General features: G+C 41.4%; 24 protein-coding genes and 3 pseudogenes. 6 read left to right on the plus strand and 21 right to left on the minus strand.

The window, feature by feature from the left end:
• Window positions 1–45 precede the first annotated feature (45 nt).
• The 3 genes from dut to N39L_RS31725 all read left to right on the plus strand — a co-directional run bounded on the left by dut (window position 46) and on the right by N39L_RS31725 (window position 2,737).
• Window positions 46–480 carry a dUTP diphosphatase gene (dut, locus tag N39L_RS31715; protein WP_006620208.1) on the plus strand — a complete coding sequence of 145 codons (435 nt, stop codon included), beginning with the start codon at window positions 46–48 and terminating at the stop codon, window positions 478–480.
• Complete coding sequence (locus N39L_RS31720) at window positions 449–1,036, plus strand: deoxycytidylate deaminase (RefSeq protein WP_006620207.1); 588 nt, start codon at window positions 449–451, stop codon at window positions 1,034–1,036. Before dut ends, N39L_RS31720 begins: the two co-directional genes overlap by 32 nt.
• Before the next feature lie 75 nt (window positions 1,037–1,111).
• A complete protein-coding gene (locus tag N39L_RS31725) occupies window positions 1,112–2,737 on the plus strand; it encodes a vWA domain-containing protein (RefSeq protein WP_006620206.1) in 1,626 nt (541 codons plus the stop codon).
• A gap of 82 nt (window positions 2,738–2,819) precedes the next feature.
• On the opposite strand, the gene N39L_RS31730 is transcribed toward N39L_RS31725, so the two are convergent.
• The 6 genes from N39L_RS31730 to N39L_RS31755 form a co-directional block, all read right to left on the minus strand.
• Window positions 2,820–3,383 carry a hypothetical protein gene (locus tag N39L_RS31730; protein WP_231852046.1) on the minus strand — a complete coding sequence of 188 codons (564 nt, stop codon included), beginning with the start codon at window positions 3,381–3,383 and terminating at the stop codon, window positions 2,820–2,822.
• Between the two features lie 100 nt (window positions 3,384–3,483).
• Entirely contained in the window at window positions 3,484–3,708 is a 225-nt protein-coding gene (locus N39L_RS31735) for a hypothetical protein (protein WP_014277423.1), read from the minus strand.
• A gap of 2 nt (window positions 3,709–3,710) precedes the next feature.
• Complete coding sequence (locus N39L_RS31740; protein WP_006620204.1) at window positions 3,711–4,766, minus strand: AAA family ATPase; 1,056 nt, start codon at window positions 4,764–4,766, stop codon at window positions 3,711–3,713.
• Between the two features lie 131 nt (window positions 4,767–4,897).
• The gene (locus N39L_RS31745) at window positions 4,898–5,185 is read right to left on the minus strand and encodes a small RNA NsiR4-regulated ssr1528 family protein (RefSeq protein WP_006620203.1); all 288 of its coding nucleotides are present in this window, start codon (window positions 5,183–5,185) and stop codon (window positions 4,898–4,900) included.
• Window positions 5,186–5,265: 80 nt separating this feature from the next.
• Window positions 5,266–7,068, minus strand: a complete 1,803-nt coding sequence (locus tag N39L_RS31750) for a sodium:solute symporter family protein (protein WP_006620202.1) — start codon at window positions 7,066–7,068, stop codon at window positions 5,266–5,268.
• A 224-nt stretch (window positions 7,069–7,292) separates the two neighbouring features.
• Window positions 7,293–8,144, minus strand: a complete 852-nt coding sequence (locus N39L_RS31755) for a PEP-CTERM sorting domain-containing protein (protein WP_006620201.1) — start codon at window positions 8,142–8,144, stop codon at window positions 7,293–7,295.
• Between the two features lie 335 nt (window positions 8,145–8,479).
• On the opposite strand from N39L_RS31755, the pseudogene N39L_RS31760 reads away from it, so the two are divergent.
• Window positions 8,480–9,442 (plus strand): annotated as a pseudogene (locus N39L_RS31760) (recombinase); the annotation flags it as partial.
• A 99-nt stretch (window positions 9,443–9,541) separates the two neighbouring features.
• On the opposite strand, the gene N39L_RS31765 reads toward N39L_RS31760, so the two are convergent.
• The 3 genes and pseudogenes from N39L_RS31765 to N39L_RS31775 form a co-directional block, all read right to left on the minus strand.
• Window positions 9,542–10,933, minus strand: coding sequence for a group II intron reverse transcriptase (locus N39L_RS31765; RefSeq protein WP_014277425.1), 1,392 nt, complete (start codon window positions 10,931–10,933; stop codon window positions 9,542–9,544).
• Window positions 10,893–11,115 (minus strand): annotated as a pseudogene (locus N39L_RS31770) (HNH endonuclease). Before N39L_RS31770 ends, N39L_RS31765 begins: the two are co-directional and overlap by 41 nt.
• 21 nt (window positions 11,116–11,136) lie before the next feature.
• Window positions 11,137–11,361 (minus strand): reverse transcriptase N-terminal domain-containing protein, encoded by a 225-nt coding sequence (locus N39L_RS31775; RefSeq protein WP_014277426.1) that lies wholly within the window; start codon window positions 11,359–11,361, stop codon window positions 11,137–11,139.
• Window positions 11,362–12,084: 723 nt separating this feature from the next.
• Between N39L_RS31775 and N39L_RS31780 the strand changes: the two are divergent.
• Window positions 12,085–12,573, plus strand: a pseudogene (locus N39L_RS31780) (recombinase); the annotation flags it as partial.
• Window positions 12,574–13,100: 527 nt separating this feature from the next.
• A complete protein-coding gene (locus N39L_RS31785; protein WP_286131332.1) occupies window positions 13,101–13,235 on the plus strand; it encodes a hypothetical protein in 135 nt (44 codons plus the stop codon).
• Between the two features lie 387 nt (window positions 13,236–13,622).
• Here N39L_RS31785 and N39L_RS31790 read toward each other — a convergent pair whose 3' ends face one another.
• The 12 genes from N39L_RS31790 to N39L_RS31845 form a co-directional block, all read right to left on the minus strand.
• Window positions 13,623–13,988, minus strand: coding sequence for a hypothetical protein (locus N39L_RS31790; protein WP_014274186.1), 366 nt, complete (start codon window positions 13,986–13,988; stop codon window positions 13,623–13,625).
• A complete protein-coding gene (locus N39L_RS31795; RefSeq protein WP_035736471.1) occupies window positions 13,942–14,223 on the minus strand; it encodes a hypothetical protein in 282 nt (93 codons plus the stop codon). Before N39L_RS31795 ends, N39L_RS31790 begins: the two co-directional genes overlap by 47 nt.
• 18 nt (window positions 14,224–14,241) lie before the next feature.
• A complete protein-coding gene (locus N39L_RS31800) occupies window positions 14,242–14,520 on the minus strand; it encodes a hypothetical protein (protein WP_231852047.1) in 279 nt (92 codons plus the stop codon).
• Between the two features lie 60 nt (window positions 14,521–14,580).
• Complete coding sequence (locus N39L_RS31805) at window positions 14,581–14,802, minus strand: hypothetical protein (RefSeq protein WP_006616005.1); 222 nt, start codon at window positions 14,800–14,802, stop codon at window positions 14,581–14,583.
• 13 nt (window positions 14,803–14,815) lie between these two features.
• Window positions 14,816–16,015: a hypothetical protein gene (locus N39L_RS31810; RefSeq protein WP_014274908.1), complete on the minus strand. Its 1,200-nt coding sequence runs from the start codon at window positions 16,013–16,015 to the stop codon at window positions 14,816–14,818.
• Between the two features lie 268 nt (window positions 16,016–16,283).
• On the minus strand, window positions 16,284–16,601 hold the full coding sequence (locus tag N39L_RS31815; RefSeq protein WP_231852048.1) for a hypothetical protein: 318 nt from the start codon (window positions 16,599–16,601) through the stop codon (window positions 16,284–16,286).
• A 117-nt stretch (window positions 16,602–16,718) separates the two neighbouring features.
• Entirely contained in the window at window positions 16,719–17,138 is a 420-nt protein-coding gene (locus N39L_RS31820; RefSeq protein WP_006616085.1) for a hypothetical protein, read from the minus strand.
• Window positions 17,131–17,559, minus strand: a complete 429-nt coding sequence (locus tag N39L_RS31825) for a DUF1064 domain-containing protein (protein WP_006616084.1) — start codon at window positions 17,557–17,559, stop codon at window positions 17,131–17,133. Before N39L_RS31825 ends, N39L_RS31820 begins: the two co-directional genes overlap by 8 nt.
• On the minus strand, window positions 17,546–17,899 hold the full coding sequence (locus N39L_RS31830; RefSeq protein WP_006616083.1) for a hypothetical protein: 354 nt from the start codon (window positions 17,897–17,899) through the stop codon (window positions 17,546–17,548). The genes N39L_RS31825 and N39L_RS31830 overlap by 14 nt, the downstream gene beginning before the upstream one ends.
• A gap of 112 nt (window positions 17,900–18,011) precedes the next feature.
• Window positions 18,012–18,476 (minus strand): hypothetical protein, encoded by a 465-nt coding sequence (locus N39L_RS31835; RefSeq protein ID WP_014277430.1) that lies wholly within the window; start codon window positions 18,474–18,476, stop codon window positions 18,012–18,014.
• A 193-nt stretch (window positions 18,477–18,669) separates the two neighbouring features.
• Complete coding sequence (locus N39L_RS31840) at window positions 18,670–19,311, minus strand: hypothetical protein (protein WP_014276711.1); 642 nt, start codon at window positions 19,309–19,311, stop codon at window positions 18,670–18,672.
• An 80-nt stretch (window positions 19,312–19,391) separates the two neighbouring features.
• Window positions 19,392–19,637 carry a hypothetical protein gene (locus N39L_RS31845; protein WP_014276712.1) on the minus strand — a complete coding sequence of 82 codons (246 nt, stop codon included), beginning with the start codon at window positions 19,635–19,637 and terminating at the stop codon, window positions 19,392–19,394.
• Between the last annotated feature and the right edge of the window lie 36 nt (window positions 19,638–19,673).

Below are 19,673 nucleotides of genomic sequence, written 5' to 3' on the forward strand. Positions count from 1 at the left end.
GACTTGGGGAAAAAATCACTTAAACTCTCGGAAAATATAGCCATCATGAAACTCCAAGTTCAACAACTAAAACCATCAGCAATTTTGCCTAAATATGCCCATGAAGATGATGCCGGGCTGGATTTATTCTCAGTTGAAAATATAGAAATACCCCCCGGTAAAAGTCATTTAGTCCGCACCGGAATAGCGATCGCTCTTCCCCCCAACACCGAAGCCCAAGTCCGTCCTCGCAGCGGTTTAGCCCTCAAACACCAAATCACAGTCTTAAATAGTCCCGGAACTATTGACGGCGGATATAGGGGAGAAATTGGCGTGATCTTGATTAATCATGGCAATACCTCATTCCAAGTACAAATAGGCATGAAAATCGCCCAGATGGTGATCTCGCCAATTGTACGGGTTGAAGTTGAAGCCGTAGAACAACTCAATTCAACCTTTAGGGGTTATAATGGATTTGGATCGACAGGTTTCGGGGTTTAATGTTATGGAAGATATCGCACCCAATTACCAACCCCCCATCAGACCTAGCTGGGATGAGTATTTTTTGATGTTTGCTAAACTAGCAGCCACCCGATCAACCTGTTTGGCTTTCCCAGTGGGGGCGGTAATTGTCAAAGATAGGCAAATTCTCGCAACTGGTTATAATGGTTCCCCCTCCGGTTCGGTTCACTGTACTACCCAGGGTTTTTGTTATCCTGGACTTAGTAGTTGTGATGCTAGTAAAACCCTACCTTCGCGGGCGGTTCATGCTGAAGCTAATGCGATCGCTCAAGCCGCCAAACATGGTATTTGCTGCGCTGGTGCCAGTATTTATGTCACCCTAGAACCCTGTATTTATTGCCTGAAATTGATTATTTCCACAGGGATTAAGGAAGTCTACTATGAGAAGGTTTTTAATAGTGGGGAAAAAGCTATGCTGCGGGATATGTTCGTTCAGGAAGGTTTAGTCAGCATTAAACAAATTCATCTATCTGAGGAAATTGCTAAACAAGGAGCCATGTTTCTCCTAAATCCCACTTCTGTACCTCGTCCTTGACTGGTGAAATTCCCTAGGTAATGCTGGTTTAAGCCTGATTATCAACCTCTAATAATTAGTGAGGATGACAGCAAAATGATTACTCGCAAATCTTCACCTTGGCTAGTCGGAATTAGCTTGATACCAGTATTGCTAATTGCCTGCTGTGATGATGCCTATAATAGATCCTTACAGTCTCCTCCACGGGAGTTAGCTACCCCTCCCGTAGGGGAAACCCATTTAGATGCAGGTTTAACACCAGCGGCACCGCCACCAATAGCCTTAGAATTTGAGGCCGAAATTCCCAACACAGAAACCTATGATTTAATTGATGAAAATAACTTTCAATTAGTAGCAGCTAATCCTCTGTCTACTTTCTCGATTGATGTTGATACAGCATCCTATAGTAATGTACGCCGCTTTATTAACCAGCGTCAACGTCCGCCCATTGATGCAGTCCGAATTGAGGAATTGATTAATTATTTTTCCTACGATTATCCTCAACCCCAAGGCGAAGAACCCTTTTCAGTTACCACAGAAGTATCCTCAGCCCCTTGGAACCCGCAACATCAATTAGTTCATATTGGGTTACAGGGTAAAACTTTAGCGATCGAAGAATTACCCCCTAGTAATTTGGTATTTTTATTGGATGTATCTGGTTCGATGAATCAGCCCAATAGACTACCCCTATTGAAGGAAGGATTTAAGTTATTAGTTGACCAACTCAGCGAACAGGATACTGTGGCGATCGCTGTTTATGCGGGGGCGGCTGGTGTAGTTTTACCTCCTACCCCTGGTAATGAAAAACAGAAAATTATCGCCGCCATAGATGGCTTACAAGCCCAAGGTTCAACCGCTGGCGGTGAAGGTATTAAATTAGCCTATGAGTTAGCAACCAGGATGCTAAGTGAAGGCAAAAATAATCGGGTAATTCTGGCTACTGATGGCGATTTTAATGTGGGTGTATCCAGTGATGCGGAATTGGTGCGGTTGATTGAATCTTATCGCGATCGCGGTATTTATTTAACCGTGTTAGGCTTCGGTATGGGGAACTATAAAGACTCCAAAATGGAGAAACTATCGAATCATGGCAATGGTAACTATGCCTATATAGACAACCTAATGGAAGCCAAAAAAGTGATGTCTACCGAATTAACCGGAACCCTATTTACCATCGCTCAAGATGTGAAAATTCAAGTAGAGTTTAACCCCGCCCAAGTCCAAGCATATCGGTTAATTGGCTATGAAAATCGCCGCCTGGAAAATCAGGACTTTCATGATGACACCAAAGATGCGGGAGAAATTGGGGCGGGACATTCCGTAACAGCCCTTTATGAAATTATCCCCGTTGGTGTAGAATCAGATGTAAATTTACCGGCGGTGGATCAGTTAACTTATCAGCAAAATGTCGTCAGTTCAGAAGCCTATAATAGCAATGAATTAATGAGGTTGAAACTACGTTATAAACCCCCAACAGAGACGGCATCCCGGTTAATTGAACAACCCATAATTAACCGTAGTCTTCCCCTGAATCAAACCTCGGATAATTTCAGATTTGCGGCGGCTGTGGCTGAGTTTGGGATGCTGTTAAGAAACTCCCAATATCGTGGAAATTCCAGTTTTCAACAAGTCTTACAATTAGCAGAATCATCCAAAGGAGTTGATTTACACGGCTATCGATCCGAATTTATCCAGTTAGTTAAAATGACTCCCCAACGTTAATTGTAAGTAGTTTAACCGGGAGTTTCCATAACCTCGCAGCAGTTTAGGCGATTGTCAATTAAAAGGCGATCGCCACTTCCAACTAAAGGGACTCAATTTTATTTTTCAACTCCAATAGATCAGGATATTGATTAATATTTATTCTAGTAATTCCCCAATCTAAAAATTGTTTTAAAGGAGGGTATCTATTCTCCTGTCTCTGCATTTGTTTGATCAGATCTTTTCCGTGAAACCAAATTAAGTATTGCTGGCGATTCCAAAATTCTTCATCACTAAATTTTTCTTGATAATTTGTCAGATATATTTCCAAATGCTCCGATGTCACTGTATCAACAGCTTGTCGAAATTTGTTAATCATTTCTAAGGCACTAATTTTACACTCCTGTAAAACTAATGAATTCGGAAGAGTGCCACTGCCTCCTGTCCAGGTTGTTTTCAGTGTTTCGCGGGCGCTACTACCAGCTAATAACTCACCTAAAGACCATCGCACAGCTTGATAATCTTGTATATTTCTAGCACTGGTTTCAATCCATTCGGAAATGTTATCTATTCCCGGTGAGTTATTATAACTCCATTTTGAGGAAGGATTTTCTATTTTTTCCTGATACTTTTCCTGCCAATATTTATCAATTAAATCTGCATTCAATAGATAATTTTCCAGACAAGATCTGTAAGTCAAGTATGCCGATACTTTACCCCTTTTATGGCGCAGTGAAAGCAGTTGGGTCTGGGGAGTCGGTTGCTGATCAAAATCCCGATCGCGAAAGACAATATATATATGGTGGATTTGTGGTTTGATTTTGTCCGAAGTAAGCCTGTGCAAAGATGGAAAATCCAAACTTTCCACCCGTGGGTACAATCGTGGGGCGATCGCCTGATATATCCTCAACTAATCGATTGAGGAAACGATAATCTAAGCTGCTTTCCTTCCCCTCGCAAAAAATAGTTTTTCCACCACTAATTACACTCATAACTATATCTCGACTCTGATAATATGTGCATCGGGGACTAGCTGCTCTATATAATCAGAATGAGTAGTAATTATAAATTGATTGTTTTTCCCAAGTTTCGGCAAAGATCTCAGTAATGCTTGTTGCATAGGCGGATGTAAATGCAGTTCAATTTCATCAATTAAAATCACTGAATTATGAATATTCCAACTAGCAAAATCTACCAACATGGGAAAAGTCGATCGCTCTCCTCCCGACATTTCCGAAATTTCGTACTGATTCTTACCATCATACAGGTAAAACCAAGGCTCACTTAAAATGTCATCTACTCCCTCTCGTAGCACAGGACCCTCAAAACTCCGTTCGGGAAAAATAGCTTGATAAGCACGTTCGAGATCTCCATATAAATCTCTTTGTCCTGGTCGTAAATTTTTGATTTTACCCGATTCAATATCTTGATGAAACTGTCGCCACTTAGATAAACGATCACGCAGAATATCATCGGTAATTTCAACTGTTTTATCTGGATCTTCAGTAGTCAAGCTAGTTGAAGTTCTTTGTTCTGTGTACCACAGCACTGTACCCACTCGCTCGAAGACATTAAATCCGTGGGAACGTACCAATTTTCTGGCATATTCTCTACCCTTAAATTGAAAAAGTTCAGCCGCTGTCTCAGCCTGAACTCGTCCATCTCGCCATTTAATAGTTACCACATTTTCTTGAGCCGGAGCATGAGAATAACCAGAGCCTTCCAGATTTTGATAAAACTCTTGAATCGCCTTAATTTCCTGAGATGAAAATTGTACTTTCACGGCAACCCCTGGCTCAAACTTTCCCCAATTACTCCCTAATAATTCATAGTTAAATCCCAGCCATTTTAAGTCATGAAAGTGATTGATCCGACCCGTTGCCATCCCTAAAGTTGCTGCTAGAGCTTGTAAAATGCTGGTTTTGCCAGCACCATTTATTCCGATCAAAACAATCAAATCTTTTGCTAATCCGGTTTCCGAGTCCGTAAAATCTAACACCAGGTTCCGAAATTTTTTAAAATACTGCAAGTTAATCGATTGAATTTTCATCGGTTTGACCCATTCACAAAAGTTCTGGAATATGGCATAATTAAAGATTCAGTTAATATCGCCATAGCCCAACCGGATATTTAATGGTCAAGCCATGGCGATTAGAAATGAGCCGCCAACAAATCCGAGGGTTATTTGTTATAATAAAACTCGATTTCTTTATCTTTTAGGGGTGCAAAACCTGCCGCTTCTAGCATCTGGTTTAGTTCCGACTGGGCGATATGTTTGGCTCCAATGCGGACGATGCGCGATCGCATAGTATTACTAACCCCACTGCGCTGGCGCTGTCCTTCCAAAGCCATCACTTTATGATATAGTTCCAGCTTTTCCGGGGGAATGGGACTCCCATCAAAATCGGTTCCTTGGGCGATCGCCACATCAATAGCATCGGCTCCGGTATTGGTAGAATTTGCACTCATGAGAATTATAACTGCCATATTTGATCAGCATTATTATAGCAGTCATTTATAGGCGTATAACACCATTACTAGCCCTGAGTTTAAATTTGATCATCTAATCCCGGTCTAGGTGTCGGTTGAATTTTCAGCTTTGATAAATGTCGTAACCAGACACCACCGACAACCGCCACAATTAGTGATATCCAAGCGATCGCCTGTTGTAGGAGTAGAAATCCTCCCGTCGCCAATAGTAACCCCAGCAATAAAAATATAGAGGCTAAAACCCGTTGTAAATCTAAGCCTAAATCCTGGGCAGGAAATAAACCAGTTTTCATCCTTTCCCGACTCCAACCTGGTCCGCCTGGTCGCACTTTTTGATAAAATGTTTCTAGGGTAGTTTCCGACTCTGGGGGGGTGAATAATAACACAATTACCCATAAACAAGTGACGCTAATGGTAATAAAAATAATCCGCCAACCAAAGTCTTCAATTTTGAACCAAGGGGAAAGACTCGTGACCATTCCCACCAAGAAACTACCCACGATCGCACTTAATTCCGCCGCCGCATTTACCCGCCACCAAAACCACCGCAATATCAACACTAAACCCGACCCGGTACCAATGGCAATCACCAGGCGAAAAACTGTGGCTACATCGGTGGCTAAAAAGGCAGCTATCGCCCCTAAAACGGTCACTAAAACGGATGATAACCTCCCCACCAATACCAACTCAGTTTGAGTGGCTGTGGGCTTGACAAAGCGCAAATAGAGGTCATTGGTAATAAACGATGCACCCCAATTAATCGAGGTGGAAACCGTACTCATAAACGCCGCCAATAAGGAAGCAACCACCATCCCCAAAATTCCCACGGGGAGGAAGTCTAACATTAACTTAGGATAGCCTAATTCCTTATCAGCCAAATCAGGATAAAGCACCACAGAAGCCAAAGCCACCAAAATCCAAGGCCAGGTTCTGATTACATAGTGCATAATATTAAAAGTCCAAGCCGCCTTTTCTGCGTCGGCCTCATTTTTGGCGGCTGCAAATCGTTGGACAAATTCCCCGCCGCCGTCACTGCGTCGCCAAGACCACCACTGAAGAAAGATATAAGCAAAAAATGTACTGGCGGTAATTCCCGCCGTTTTACTAAAACTAATCCAACCCTCGCCGCCACCAAAATTAACGGGAAGTAGAGACAAAATATCTTGGTCAGGATAAGCGATCGGCACCTGTTCAACTAGGGAATGAATCCCCCCGACACTTCCCAGGGCAAAATATGCGACAATTATCGCCCCGAATAATGCCAGAAAAAACTGGAAAAAGTCCGTGGCTACCACTCCCCAAAGTCCAGCCAAACCGGCATAAATCAATACAAAAATACTGACCCCAACCACACTAAAAAGTTTAAGGTTATTGTCTCCCGCCTCAATGCCCAAACTTTGCCAAATTTCCAAAGCATCAACTACTTTAACCATGGCTAACATGGCATAACCGATCGCAATACAATTCATGGGGATGGCAAAAATAAACGCCTTCACGCCCCGCAAAATTGCGCCCATATCACCGCCATAGCGTAATTCTGTCAATTCCGCATCCGTGAGAACTTCCGATCGCCGCCACATTTTGGCAAAAATGTAGATCATAATCACGTGGGAGATGCCAAAAGTCCACCATTCCCAGTTTCCGGCAATTCCCCGGTTAGCGACAACTCCGGTAATATAGAGGGGGGTATCGATGGAAAAGGTAGTAGCAGCCATACTGATACCAGCTAACCACCAAGGAAGCGATCGGCCAGAAACAAAGAAATCCGCCAAACTTTTGGACCCTTTCCGCGACAGGTAGAGTCCCATCGCCATGGTCAAGATTAGGTAAACTAGGACAATTAGCCAATCAACGTGGTGCATTAATTTTCAGTTAATCTCAGTGAACAAGGCAAAATATCGGTTAGCCATCGCTGAGTTACTGGAGAAAGCGATCGCCCAGTTACAAACCTTACCTGAAAATGAACCCGATGCGATCGACTAAATCTGATCTGAGACTTCTCACGTCAAACCCCTCTCCCAAAAAGGGCGAGGGGCTTCAATGGCGATCGCACTCGATTTCGCACTCCATTTAATTTTGACATTGATTAGGCTTTTTGACCCTTGCGGACTTTGCTACCCATGAAAGTCACACCCAGCAAAGCTAAACCAGCAAGAGTACCGGGTTCAGGGACAGAGGCCCCCGCCAAGGCTACACCATCATTACCACATTCTAGGAATAGGCTGGCTAAATAGTCACCACTACCAATCAAAGACTTATCGAAGCTGAAACCAAAGGTATGGGTTCCCGCTCGGTTAAAGTTAGCAAAATCTAAGCCAGCATTTAACAATTCCTGTTGGGAGTGCATATTAATACCACCAACCAAGTTACCAGAGGCGATCACGTTATCGATAGAAGTTCTTTGACCGAAATAGTCGTAAGCCTCCTGTCTGGTGGCGATGTCAGTACCCATGGTGTTCTCGCGATAATACCCAGAGTTGTAGTAGTGTTGCAGGCTGTTGTATCCGTTATTAATGCTAGTCACACTTTGAGCGCGAACATCACTATAGACACCTAACTGGGATGCGCCAGAATCATTAGTTTCGGCAAAACGCACACCAAAGAGAGCGTTATTTTGGCTGGCGGTGAGGAAATCATCTCCGGTGAAATTGAAGAACAAGTCACCCCAACCAATTACACCACTTCTGGCATCTCTAGTGTTAACTCCCGCCAATGGTGTACCACCAGTTAAGGCAACCCATATAGTATCGGAGGTTTCCATGGTTGCCATACCGTAGATATCATATTGGGCACCACCGGAACCGTCGCCAATGGCATCAATTGCATAGTTCCAGCCATTGTGAAACTGTCCAGCAGTGGCGGTGGTAGCAGTGGCGGCGATCATGCAGGTGGCAGCGATCGCACTTCCGACTAATGTTTTGGTATAATTAAATTTCATAACCCAAACCCCGCTAACTTTTTTTCATCCTTTGCCTTCTCAACATAACTGGGTTTATGTAAAGGTTGCTACCGCAGTGAGTGGAATTACGGTAAAGTTTCTGTAAAGAGGGAACATTTTTATTAGTGAAATTACTGGCTGATTTAATTGCGTGAAAATACAGATGATTTATATATTGATTCTCACTACCCAACTGTGAATATATGGAGATGGTAGCCTCCCCAACGCCCAAGTCCACCACCACGGAGAGTTTCCTAACCCATAAGCTGTAACCCCTATTCTACCGTTACTTAGGTGTTACTCAAAACCATAGCAGGATAACAAGTGAGTAAAAAATGAGTAACGATATCAATACCCCTACAGTAGGGGGAAAGGGTAACTATGAGGGGGGCTATGCTAGATTCTTGAAAGCCTATCAGGAGTTTAAGGGGGAATGTCCCAAAGGAGTGACACTCAAGTTACAAAAGTCCGGGACTAAGTATAATTTGCTATTGCAGTTTAAGCAGCCACCTACCGGAAAACGACTACCCAAAACGGCTAACCTTGAGTGTACTCCAGAAGGGGTGATAGACTGCGTTAAGAAAGCTAAGTTGGTATCTGAAGCCCTGGGAACTATCAGCAGCGCTAGTGAGTTCTGGGATTGGTACGATGCGACTATCTTAGGAAAGAACCAGATTGAGGATAATCTGATAACTTACCGGGACATCTTTAAACAAATTGAGGATGAGTATTTTGCGGGTTACAACCGCAACACAGGAAGACCGCGTTCCCGCGATATCGCTAGCGACTTAGCGTCTTACGAGTCTACTAAAGGAGTATATTTCAGGTTGTTCCCTAACTGGGATGAATATCCTAGCTGGGAGAGTTTCAAGGCTATGCTATATATTCCCTTGCAGAATGGAGAGCGATTAATAGGCTCCAAAACTTTCAAGGAACGTTACTACATCTTAAAAGCCATAGCTAAGAAATCACCTAACAAAGAACACTGGCTTAAACAGCTTGAACCTATTAACCCCAAACAAACGCAATTCATAAAGAAACAACGGATAGCTGTTGATGTATTTAAGGATTGGTGGTTTAACACCAAACAAGAAGCCTATACCATTAAAAACCCTCAACATCAATCAACAAGGCATAGCTGGTTATGGGTGACGGGTATGGCAGTAATCTACGGACTGAGGCCAACTCAAATAGCTGCGGCCGTTAATCTAACTAAACCATTTGTAACCGAAGACGGTATCACTATCAAAGCACTGTCAGACCCTGATAATCAAGATAATTATCTTGTATTAGGAGATTAATTAGGGGTCGAGATAGACCTCACGGTCTACCCCTCCCATTCAAAACCGTACTTGAGACTTTCACCTCATACGGCTCCTAGTTTGACCGTCTCCTTGTTAAGAGTACAGCATCATCTCTTCATCAAGAGCTGTTTTATCGTCGTGACAATGGCGATGTAATAATTGAATATTCTTGTAGTCATCCTTTCCGCCTTGGCTTCTAGGTACAATGTGGTCTATTTCAATTAAATCTGATGGGGTAAAGAATTGCCCACACCAGGTACATCTACCTTTTTGCTTTTTGAGTAGTTTTGCTACCCTATTTGGCGTATCGATTGCTCGTCCTTTCCTGCTTGCCCAGTAGGTCCAATTTCCGTCATAAAGTGTTGCGTCAGGGCGTCTTAAGGTATGTCTGACAATTGGAGTCCAGTTGTGTTTGAATAGATGTAACCCATCTTTGGTTTGGAACAGCCAATTTTCGTGTCTTTCTTTCCCATTGCTAAGTTTAATTGTTCCATGTCTGAAATAATTTCTTAGCTTTTCGTGACTTGCCTTTCCGCATCTTGATACTGTCCATGCCCGTAACATTTGCCAGATTGTCTTATCTAGTTTGGTGAATGTCTCTGTTGAGACTACCCCTGAGTAATAGTTTGACCATCCCATAATAATTGGGTTTAGTTTGTTAATTAGGGTTGATTGAGGTGCTGTTTTAAATTGTTTAATTACACCTTTTATCACTTCTGTGTGGGCAACTGCTTTTTGGCTGGGTTTAATGTGGGTCTTGTGACCGATTAATCGGCTTGCCATTCCCCCTGTTTTCCCAGATTTATATTTTCCTGCTGGATATTGCCTGATATTGAATCCTAGAAAATCAAATCCTGGCTCCTCTGTTCTGCCTTCATATTCAATAGGTTTGAACGTATGGCAGATTCGAGTCTTTTCAGGTTTTATTTCTAATACCACAGGTTTTAACCGTTCGGAAATAGCAGTTTTGCACTGTTCAATGATTTCTAGTGATGGGGATATCACTACAAAGTCATCGGCGTATCTTATAACAGTAGCCTGCGCTCTGTTTGCTTTCTTTGGATACATTGTCTCTATGAACCTAATCATGCCATCCAATGCGATGTTAGCTAGGAGTGGACTTATTACCCCTCCCTGGGGTGTCCCTGATTCTGTATCCTCAAATACGCCGTTATCTAGCACGCCTGCTTTGAGCCATTGTTTCAGGTCTCTTTTTAGGCAGCTTGGACAATGAATTTTGGACAGTAGGTAATCATGGTTTATTCGGTCAAAACATTTTGCTATATCAGCATCGAGTACATAATATTCACCCTTGTTGATACTTGAGTAAATTCGTGCTATTGCATCTTGGGCTGACCGTCCGGGACGGAACCCATAGCTTGTGCTTTCAAATCTCGATTCCCATTCAGGTTCGAGAGCCGACTTAACCAAGGCTTGCCTTGCTCTATCTTGGATTGTGGGTATTCCTATTCCAGCTTTTTTCATCCCTACCAGGTTTTGGAATCCACACCCGTCGCAGTGGTTTTGCTTTGAGGTTTTCTTTGATTTTCTCGGTCATTTCTAGCCTTTGTTTAGGGGATATTGCTATCACACCATCTACTCCAGCCGTCTTTTTGCCTTGACCCGCTTGGGGGGGCGGGTTTATTAAGCTGACTGTTGGGAAGCATGGCTGACCGTGGAACCCGCCCCTACAGTCGCACTGCTAAGAGTCGGGCATAATATGATTTCACCAATAGACGTTGCCACCTTCTTACCTTTGCGTCCTGTCCCGATTTAGCTGCTTGAAATATACTCTTTTGGAGCTTGAAAACTTTCCGTTGAACCTTAGTCCACGGGATGATCTTCCATGCGTTGTTCGTAGTCTTGATTGGTTTTGATTTCCCAAATCCTTTCTTTAAACTCGCTATCGCCATTTGTACACCTACTTGACTCTATTTCTTTACAATCAAACCGTGACCCGTTAGCATATCCCTACCATTACAGTCGGGCGTTGGCTTCTGGTCACATCTCACCCCCTAATAGGCTTACGCTTACACTTTCACTACTGACTTTCTCGACCAGATTATCAGAGCCTAAGAGGGGTTAAAACGTTCCGTTTATATGGGCATTCCATCTTTAGATTTGTCCTATCCACCGGGGTACTTTTAAAGGTCTGTGTAGGTGATGAAGTGATTACCCTACTTTTCCCCTTACTCTTTTGAGCGCAGCGTATCAACCTGTTTCGCTGCTCAATAATGACGATGGTTCAAGCCGGACATTCGGTTTCCCTAATCATGGATGGTTGGCAGTGGTCTCGGTTCTGGTGTTGGGTTACACCTAGGAGCTTTCCGTTCCCCGCTTCAATCCTGAGGTTGTGATTCCCAAAATTGGGGGTGGCTATCGCCGTTACCCTAATTTCCTAACTTTACTTATCCATTTCTGGGCTTACTATAAGGAATTTGTATGGGTTAGTTCGTTTTGACCTTGGGTTCCCTGCCTTGTTTGGTATATCTCTATACCGAACGTTGGGACATATAAACAGTTATGAGGATGGTCACGAGTGCGTTCCTTATATTCAACCAAGGGGTTGAAGTCCCCACCAGGCGGTTACTTCGGGTATTTCAACCCTATTTCATGCCTGAACGTTTCGCACCACTTACTTTACTGACGCAGAAGGTCGGAAAGTGAGTATTAAAACAGGGGGAAGGGTTGTAGCCCCAATTCCCAGTCCCGAAATGTTTGATTTCCTAGAATTGAAACGGCCGTTGTTACCAGAATATAGCCCGAAAAAAGGCAGTCAACCCAAAACCATAGCTGGAGGCTTTGACGCAACGTTTAGTAACAGAATTCAATCTATGAAATGCCCGGTAACCCAGAAATATGCTTTTCGTAGACTGTACAACCTGTTAGGTGAACAATATGGACTACCTATCGAGTTGCGAGCTAGACTTATGGGACATAGCACAATCGTCAATGAGGGTAAATACAAGACAGAAGGCATTGACGCTACCTTAGAAGTTCTCAAAGGGGTTTCTAAGTTACCTATACCATTGAACGTGGCTATAGAACGGTTAACAGCGTTAGGGGTTGATATTGATAGCTCTGAAGCTAAATTATTTCTTAGAGTTATCTATCTGATAGATTAATCTAATCGTCAACCTTTCATAAATTAACGCCCCTAGATTAAACCCCTAGGGGTTATTTTATGGCTACAGATTAATAGATACTACTATGGTTTTGAGTAACACCTAAGTAACGGTAGAATAGGGGTTATAGGCTATGTATTAGGTTCAAATCCCGCCAGAGCCATTTAACTTAAACCCTTATCCTGACTACTATCGCGGGAATTGCTTTAACCCGATAGTCGTACCTAATTACTCATATATTACTCACAATCTAGTCCTAGCACAGGAAAATAATTCTGTCAATAGGTTGATTACTCAGTCAACAAGCACAACTTAATCAATCTGTCAAATACCCATACCACCCCCCTAACCAAACACCGATAAGGTAACTCTCTCGTGATAGCAGTCAATGGCAAGCCTATCGGTTCGTTACGAACCATTGACTGCTATCACATCGGTCGCACCCCTAAGAGTGTTTGTTTCGGTTAGGGGGGGGATATGCTTCCAAGTCAACACGATAGCCGTAGGGGGAACCCACTAGGTTATCAATGTACAACGATACTCCTATCAATGTACAAAGATATCAGACCGCCTACCTGGTTCCCTATGGGAGTCAGATTATTGGTGAAATATTGAGGAGCCTACTCACTACCAACAAAATGCGATCGCATAATCACGACTAACCTGGCTATGACATACTGAAGCGATACCCCCAAACAACTTTTCAACTGGTAACTTGTTTCGTCATCTCTCGCTGATACCTACATAATCCTAGAGAATTGATTCCCCATCGAAACCGATACCTACATACCGCTAGACAAGTCTCCAATTTATAGGGGTACTGGGTTCCGCACAGGATGATTACCCCTAATAGACGGGTTAAGGTTTTGGCTTAGGGTGTTTATTGTGGGTAAACTAGGGGTGGGTTCATATAAACTTCCAATAGACTACTGGCAATAGACTACTGGCAAAAAATACAAACAACCCCTATCATGATAGGACACGATAAGGGTTAAGGTTGTTATTGAGTTAGGGTTAGCTGTTAGGTGTTAGGTGTTAGGGTTTAGGGTTTAGCTGTTACTCATTCTGCACTTAGTAATCATAGCTAACGCTACGTCTGTTAGCTTGTCTACAATGAGTTGGTCAGATTTCCCTATGTAGATGTGATGATTGACGCTACCATCCCACCCTTTGAGGTTCCAGTAGGTAAAACCATTAATTGAGAGTTTTTTGCAAGCTGTAAATCGTTTACCATTAACCTCTACTGAAAAAGATTTATGGGTTTCTAGGTATTTAAACCATTCTAAAGAACCTACTTCGATACAGATATTACCATGACCTACCAGAAACCCTTTGTAAGACCCTGTTAGTGTGACTACTGGGAGTAGCTTAGGCATGAAAATCACCTCCCAGTAGGATATCGCTGTTATAACCATTAAGGTTACATTCAGGTGATATTACGTCTGAATCGAATCGAGTAATAATTGGATACTGAGATTCTACCCATTTCTCGTGTACTGCCAGAAAGTCAATAGCGTAATTATGAGCAATTTCTGCTATCGTGATTCTATCCTCACGAGTTGCTGTTAAATTATTGCCAGCTAATCTGACAAAAATCTCCCTAGCCATTTCTGCAATAACCATCATTTTTTCTTGTTCAAACTCATTCATGGCTTTATTTCCTATTGATTAATTGAACTTGTGATCATCATTATCGGGGTGATTTTGATTATTGTTGTGTTCTGTAATTTTTGCATTAAGCAAGGCTTCAATGCCTTTGAGTAACTCGATTTCCGCGTTTAAAAAATGCCTGTGGATTTGAATAAATTCGACAATTTCGTCGAATTGTTCAGATGTGATAGCAAGTTCTACTAAGTCAAGTAATCCTACCGCGTTAGGGTTTAATCGATTGCTCATGTAGCTATATTCTACTACGTTTAATCCGGGCGTACTTGATTTGATTGACATGGATTTATCCTTTGATAGTGGTTAAGTTGTGATAGTTTAACGTCATTTCGGACGGGTTTGTTACTCAATTTTAGTCAGCAAATGTTTAATGTAATTAAGTTGTTTTAGGAGTAATTGTTCCTTTGCGACTGCCAGGGAATACTCGGTTTGACAATCATTCATTATTGTTATCAAAGTATCCTTAGCGTCTTGTTTGGTAGCATTGTAAATCGTGGTGTCTACCATTTGTTTAAACGTTTTAAACCTTGTTTGAGTAATAGCGTCAATGTTATTTTGAGTCATTTTAATTCCCTCCTTAAATAATTTGTTTCCAAACGTTTTTACCGTTTTGATTAATCATTGAATAGCCCCTGCTTTTCATTAGATTAGTCAACTCTGAAACATTAACGCGACTATCAAGATATCCATCTGTTTTAGCTCTCTCAATGGCTTCTTTTAACGCTTTCGGGTCGATATCAGTTACAACCTCGGTTAACTCAGGACATCCCGCGTTAATTGCCTGATTGTTTTGTTTCATTTTTGCCTCAATACTTTGAGTGATAAAACTGTCTAAAAATTGTTCAGTACCTGATGATATAGTCAAGATTTTTTCATTAACAAAATCCCAGTAATCATTGAAGCGTTTAATTGATTCATTGATAGATAATTGATAAATCAATGAATGAGTGACAATAATTTCACTTGATAACCTAGCGTTAATGATATCTTTTTTGTGTTTCTGTAGTTGTTTTTTGACCTTGCTGTATTGATTGCAGTTATCGATATTTCTCCAGAAAATTTCTAATTGAGATGATAATTTATCAAGCGTAATATCCTCTACATCGTTTAAATCACTTAACTCGTAACTATTCCCCCTATATTCCTCTGATGTCATAGTCTCTCGTTTTTTAAACCATATAGGAAACATCCGTCTTTTGAGTTCGTTTAACTCCCACAATGTCCACAATGGATGTATTGAATTAATCACCTTTAAAGCGAAAGCATTAAAAATCATGTTAGTTCCCGGTGTCTGACTACTGATGGTTATTCGGCTATTTTTGCGGTTTAACACCTTGAAAAGCGATAACATATTCTCATTTTCAATTAATAAGCTAGGGGTGATATCTTCCCATACCAATATAAAATTTTTCTCAAATTCACATTGAAGGGGGTCATAAAATCGTTCATGTTGTATCTTGTTTCTCAGTGAAGCGAAAGTGCTATTAGCAAGCACCGAGGTTGTCTTGTATAGTTCAGATGCTACGGTAGCTATCTGTGACTTTCCAGTACCGCTAGACCCCCAAAGGAACAGGATACCAGCGGTAGACATTAACGTTACTGGAGACGCTATAAACGAGGCGATAATTGGAAACTGAATATCAGGATATGGCAGAACACAGACAGCCCGTAAAACAGACTCTAATTGCTCACCCAGGTTGCCTTCTGTGATTATTTCTTCTAGTTCAGATGACATCTGACTTCTAATTAGTCTATAATCAATATAGTCCTCAGACATGGTAGTAACCTCTTATCGCTCTTGACTTGTTGACATGGTATGGTGGTTATTCCCCCCTAAATATTTAGGGGGGATTTATTTGTGACTACATTAATCGCAGTAATTCAATTAATGCAATTAATACATTAGAATCAAGTTGTTTAACCTTGTTATAAAGACTCTCAAAGCTAGGGTCACAATCCAAAACCTTAGCCCCTTCTGTTAACCTTTCCTCGAAGGTTTTGTATTTTGCCTTTCCATTAAATCCCCCTTTTTTGCTGGATTTAGACTAAATAAAGGTATCGATATCAGCGGCAGAATAGCCCGCTATATTGCTATCAAAAGGGGCGATATCCTCAATGTAGAATAGATTGACTCTTTCTATCTCTATATCATCCCCTGGCTCACTAGACAGTATTTTGTTGGCAGGTCTTACCGCCGCCTGTCCTAGGTTGATAGTGGCAGTGAACATCATAGACCCGTCAGTTAATCCTGTATCGCTTTGGATTAACTTTAGCAATGCTAACTCTGGCATTGTAGGGTTATATTCCCGTTTTTTGCCCTGAAATTCCGTTTCGTATTTTTCAATGCAAAACCGAACAGCCATTAGTTCTTTATCACCTTGGGAATAACCCCAGTCTCTATCATTGAAATTCTGAAAATCCCCAGAAATACCCTTTCCGAACACCCATAAATGGGGTGGCTTTATCCGTAGTTGTGTATATTAAATGACCAGAAAAGTTCCTGTTTCACCGGGCTTAACTGCACTGCAATAACTAAATTTATCGTCCTGTTTTTTGCCGTAATAACCTATTGACATTTTAGTTTTCCTTTGATGATTGATTGCTACGTTAGATATCATGTTGCAGATATTCCAAAACTGAGAGTTCCCGACTATAGAAACCCGTAGCATCCCATTACTTAGCCTCGCTATACAGGAGCCTTGATAATCCCCTCTGGGAAAATAGCAGCCCGTGTATTCTTTAGTGAGGTCTCTAATTTTTTGGGTGTGGTGTTCCTTTATCGGTGTTACCATCCGATAAGCTATTTGAGCCGTTTCGGGCTTAAACAGATGTGGGTTGTAGGTGGCATTTACCAACTTCCCTGTGATGGTAAAAATGCCCTTATAATGCAGTTTATTCATTATTTGCCTTCACAAAATTAGTTAATTCTCCCTGTTCTTTTAGGGTACGCAACAAATCATCAAGTACATCAACGTTAGTAAGCGTGATACCCTGCCAGCGGTATGATTGCCCCCTAACAACAAACCAAGATTGATTAACTAAGCTAGGGTTAAGATATTGCAACAGTTGCATTTTTAACTTAAAAGCATCTGTTAATACTCCTTTGGCTTCAATGTAACGATTGAAAAATGGGGAGTAAAAATCCGGTGTCCAGGTGATGTTTTTCCAGGGTTTCTGATTTTCAATTAACGTCATCTTGGGATGAACAATTAATTGTTCATCGTATTTTTTCAAGAGATGATAAACTCTACACTCTAAAGCACTGGGGAAATAATGCCCGTCTATTTGTTGCCCTCGTGCATTGTACTTATTCATCTTCATCACAAAAAACCTCTGTACTTTTTTTCCTGTCGTCGGGCTCTCTGTCGCCGCCGTTTTCCGCCTGGTAAATATTCCATTCCTCTCGATAATATTCGAGACTTTCGCTCAAGATTTCCTCGAGTTTGTCGGGATGTAACGGAATCAATTTTTTGAGCAATTCCCCTATAAAATAGGAGATAAAGCCTTTGTCAAACTTAACAAGAGTGGATTGGTATTGTATCTCAGCTCGCTTGTAAGAAACGGGAATTTTAATGTATCGGGAATGCCCTATATACATCAATGGCGTTAGCGTGATGTTTCTGAGGTTTAGCCTAACCTCAGTCCAGTGCCTAGTTTCCATGTCATAATTGCCCTGTGCTTAGTGGCTACCGCTTATGTGCTTTTAAAATAGAGTCCCTAAAATAGAGTCCCTAAAAAATTTACACATAAGCGGTTTTGTTTTTGGTGTGGGATTAGTCCAACCAACTTGAGAACGGAGATGGCTCTGATACGTCATCCCCTAGACTCCCCTCGGAACTCAGTAGATGGTCTTCGAGGGCGTTAATATCATCTTGGATGGCTCCCGTAACCTTACGAGGTAGCTTTACTCCACCTGCTTTTAATAGCGTCAGGATTGCGTTGGTGACTCGTTTAAGTGTGGCAATCTCTGAATATGTCAGATAAAAGGTATTTGAGTTGATAATCTCCGACGTTTGGAGTTTGTTGGTCAATGATTGAATTAATGAAGTTTTGGGGTAAGGAAGGTAAGTATTAACCAACTCCAGAAACTTAGTAAACTGATTAAACCGACTCAACGTCTCTTGGTATTCTGTAGGAGTCAATACTTTATTAGTATTGACATTAGTTACATTTTCTACAGTTACGCTACCTTCAATTGATTCTGTAACTGTATAGTTACCTTGCTCTTTTGAATTCACTGTATTTAATTAAAATTATCTTATCTAATTAATTTATTAAAAATAAACATAAATTATACAATTTACACTTATTTATAAAAATATCAAGTATTACATTAAGTATATATAGAATGTACAAATAATAACCAATACAAAAAACTCGTTAATCCTATTTTGTGAGTTAACGGGTATATACTTAGTAACAAGATAGTTATTATGGATTGTTGCCTGTTGTCTCAGGTAAAGCGCTAAGGTTTCCTTGTACTTGATTAGCTGCTTCAGTTCTACCTGTGGTTAGTTCTCCTAGGTTATCGAGGGTAATTTCAGATTCAGCCGGAATACGAAACATTGAGTTATAGGTTCTAATACTCGCGGGTTGTTTGCTCCAGTAATGAGCAAAAACATATAGCAAGGAATTAATCGAGAAAATTTGAGGAACTTTTAAACCAATAAATCTTAGCTTCCTATCACCCGCGTTAACTCCTGATGTGCGATATGTTCTCCATACTCCACCCATAGAGGCAGGAGCTTCTACAAAAATCTTTGTGTACTCTATACGTTTCCATGACCTAACTCTAGCCCCTGGTATGATATTACGCCTATTAGCATTAGTTGATGTAGTTCCACTAACGGGAGGTCTCCAGATAGTTAAGTCTCGCACCAGGACGGGTTCCTGTGTTACGGCGTTATCGGATAGCGTATAAAGCAGCAACATAGGCATTGGGATAACATACTTTGATGTCTTGTCTACTGGAGCCTCAACCATCAAACTCCTGCCGATACAAGTGCCTTTCGGTTCCGCTAGTTTAGCAACAAAATTTGCTTTATATTTATCGTAAGCATCATTTAATGGCATAATTTAACCTCATTAATTATCAAACAAAACCTTAGATAGGTAGACATTAACACTATTGTTGTCTACCTAGTTAATGAACCCTAGTCAACAAAAACAGCAATAGCTTCTACATCGATAGAGCCATTAGTAGCATCCAAAACATCATCAGTAGGGATTGTTAGGGATACTGTCACAGCTCCAGTTGCCATGTTGCGGGTATAAGCTGTAACTACCGTTACACCATTAGGGTTTCTAGTTGCGTTTATCTGTGCACGTTGAACTTGCTCGATAACTTCTAACAATTGGTGTTCGAGAGTGGGACCATTAAGAGTTACGGGGCTTGCCATAGTCATTACCTCTAATAAATCAATAGTAATAAGATA

It is taken from the genome of Limnospira platensis NIES-39, from assembly GCF_026000695.1.
In the GTDB taxonomy this organism is placed as follows: Bacteria; Cyanobacteriota; Cyanobacteriia; order Cyanobacteriales; family Microcoleaceae; genus Limnospira; species Limnospira platensis.

Bases quoted from the DNA above. Each gene is read 5' to 3' on its own strand.
- dut (WP_006620208.1), top strand. From the start codon at position 46: ATGAAACTCCAAGTTCAACAACTAAAACCATCAGCAATTTTGCCTAAA.
- N39L_RS31720 (WP_006620207.1), top strand. From the start codon at position 449: ATGGATTTGGATCGACAGGTTTCGGGGTTTAATGTTATGGAAGATATC.
- N39L_RS31725 (WP_006620206.1), top strand. From the start codon at position 1,112: ATGATTACTCGCAAATCTTCACCTTGGCTAGTCGGAATTAGCTTGATA.
- N39L_RS31735 (WP_014277423.1), bottom strand. From the start codon at position 3,708: ATGAGTGTAATTAGTGGTGGAAAAACTATTTTTTGCGAGGGGAAGGAA.
- N39L_RS31740 (WP_006620204.1), bottom strand. From the start codon at position 4,766: ATGAAAATTCAATCGATTAACTTGCAGTATTTTAAAAAATTTCGGAAC.
- N39L_RS31745 (WP_006620203.1), bottom strand. From the start codon at position 5,185: ATGAGTGCAAATTCTACCAATACCGGAGCCGATGCTATTGATGTGGCG.
- N39L_RS31750 (WP_006620202.1), bottom strand. From the start codon at position 7,068: ATGCACCACGTTGATTGGCTAATTGTCCTAGTTTACCTAATCTTGACC.
- N39L_RS31755 (WP_006620201.1), bottom strand. From the start codon at position 8,144: ATGAAATTTAATTATACCAAAACATTAGTCGGAAGTGCGATCGCTGCC.
- N39L_RS31765 (WP_014277425.1), bottom strand. From the start codon at position 10,933: ATGAAAAAAGCTGGAATAGGAATACCCACAATCCAAGATAGAGCAAGG.
- N39L_RS31775 (WP_014277426.1), bottom strand. From the start codon at position 11,361: ATGGCGATAGCGAGTTTAAAGAAAGGATTTGGGAAATCAAAACCAATC.
- N39L_RS31785 (WP_286131332.1), top strand. From the start codon at position 13,101: ATGTACAACGATACTCCTATCAATGTACAAAGATATCAGACCGCCTAC.
- N39L_RS31790 (WP_014274186.1), bottom strand. From the start codon at position 13,988: ATGGTTATAACAGCGATATCCTACTGGGAGGTGATTTTCATGCCTAAG.
- N39L_RS31795 (WP_035736471.1), bottom strand. From the start codon at position 14,223: ATGAATGAGTTTGAACAAGAAAAAATGATGGTTATTGCAGAAATGGCT.
- N39L_RS31800 (WP_231852047.1), bottom strand. From the start codon at position 14,520: ATGTCAATCAAATCAAGTACGCCCGGATTAAACGTAGTAGAATATAGC.
- N39L_RS31805 (WP_006616005.1), bottom strand. From the start codon at position 14,802: ATGACTCAAAATAACATTGACGCTATTACTCAAACAAGGTTTAAAACG.
- N39L_RS31810 (WP_014274908.1), bottom strand. From the start codon at position 16,015: ATGTCTGAGGACTATATTGATTATAGACTAATTAGAAGTCAGATGTCA.
- N39L_RS31815 (WP_231852048.1), bottom strand. From the start codon at position 16,601: ATGGCTGTTCGGTTTTGCATTGAAAAATACGAAACGGAATTTCAGGGC.
- N39L_RS31820 (WP_006616085.1), bottom strand. From the start codon at position 17,138: ATGAATAAACTGCATTATAAGGGCATTTTTACCATCACAGGGAAGTTG.
- N39L_RS31825 (WP_006616084.1), bottom strand. From the start codon at position 17,559: ATGAAGATGAATAAGTACAATGCACGAGGGCAACAAATAGACGGGCAT.
- N39L_RS31830 (WP_006616083.1), bottom strand. From the start codon at position 17,899: ATGGAAACTAGGCACTGGACTGAGGTTAGGCTAAACCTCAGAAACATC.
- N39L_RS31840 (WP_014276711.1), bottom strand. From the start codon at position 19,311: ATGCCATTAAATGATGCTTACGATAAATATAAAGCAAATTTTGTTGCT.
- N39L_RS31845 (WP_014276712.1), bottom strand. From the start codon at position 19,637: ATGGCAAGCCCCGTAACTCTTAATGGTCCCACTCTCGAACACCAATTG.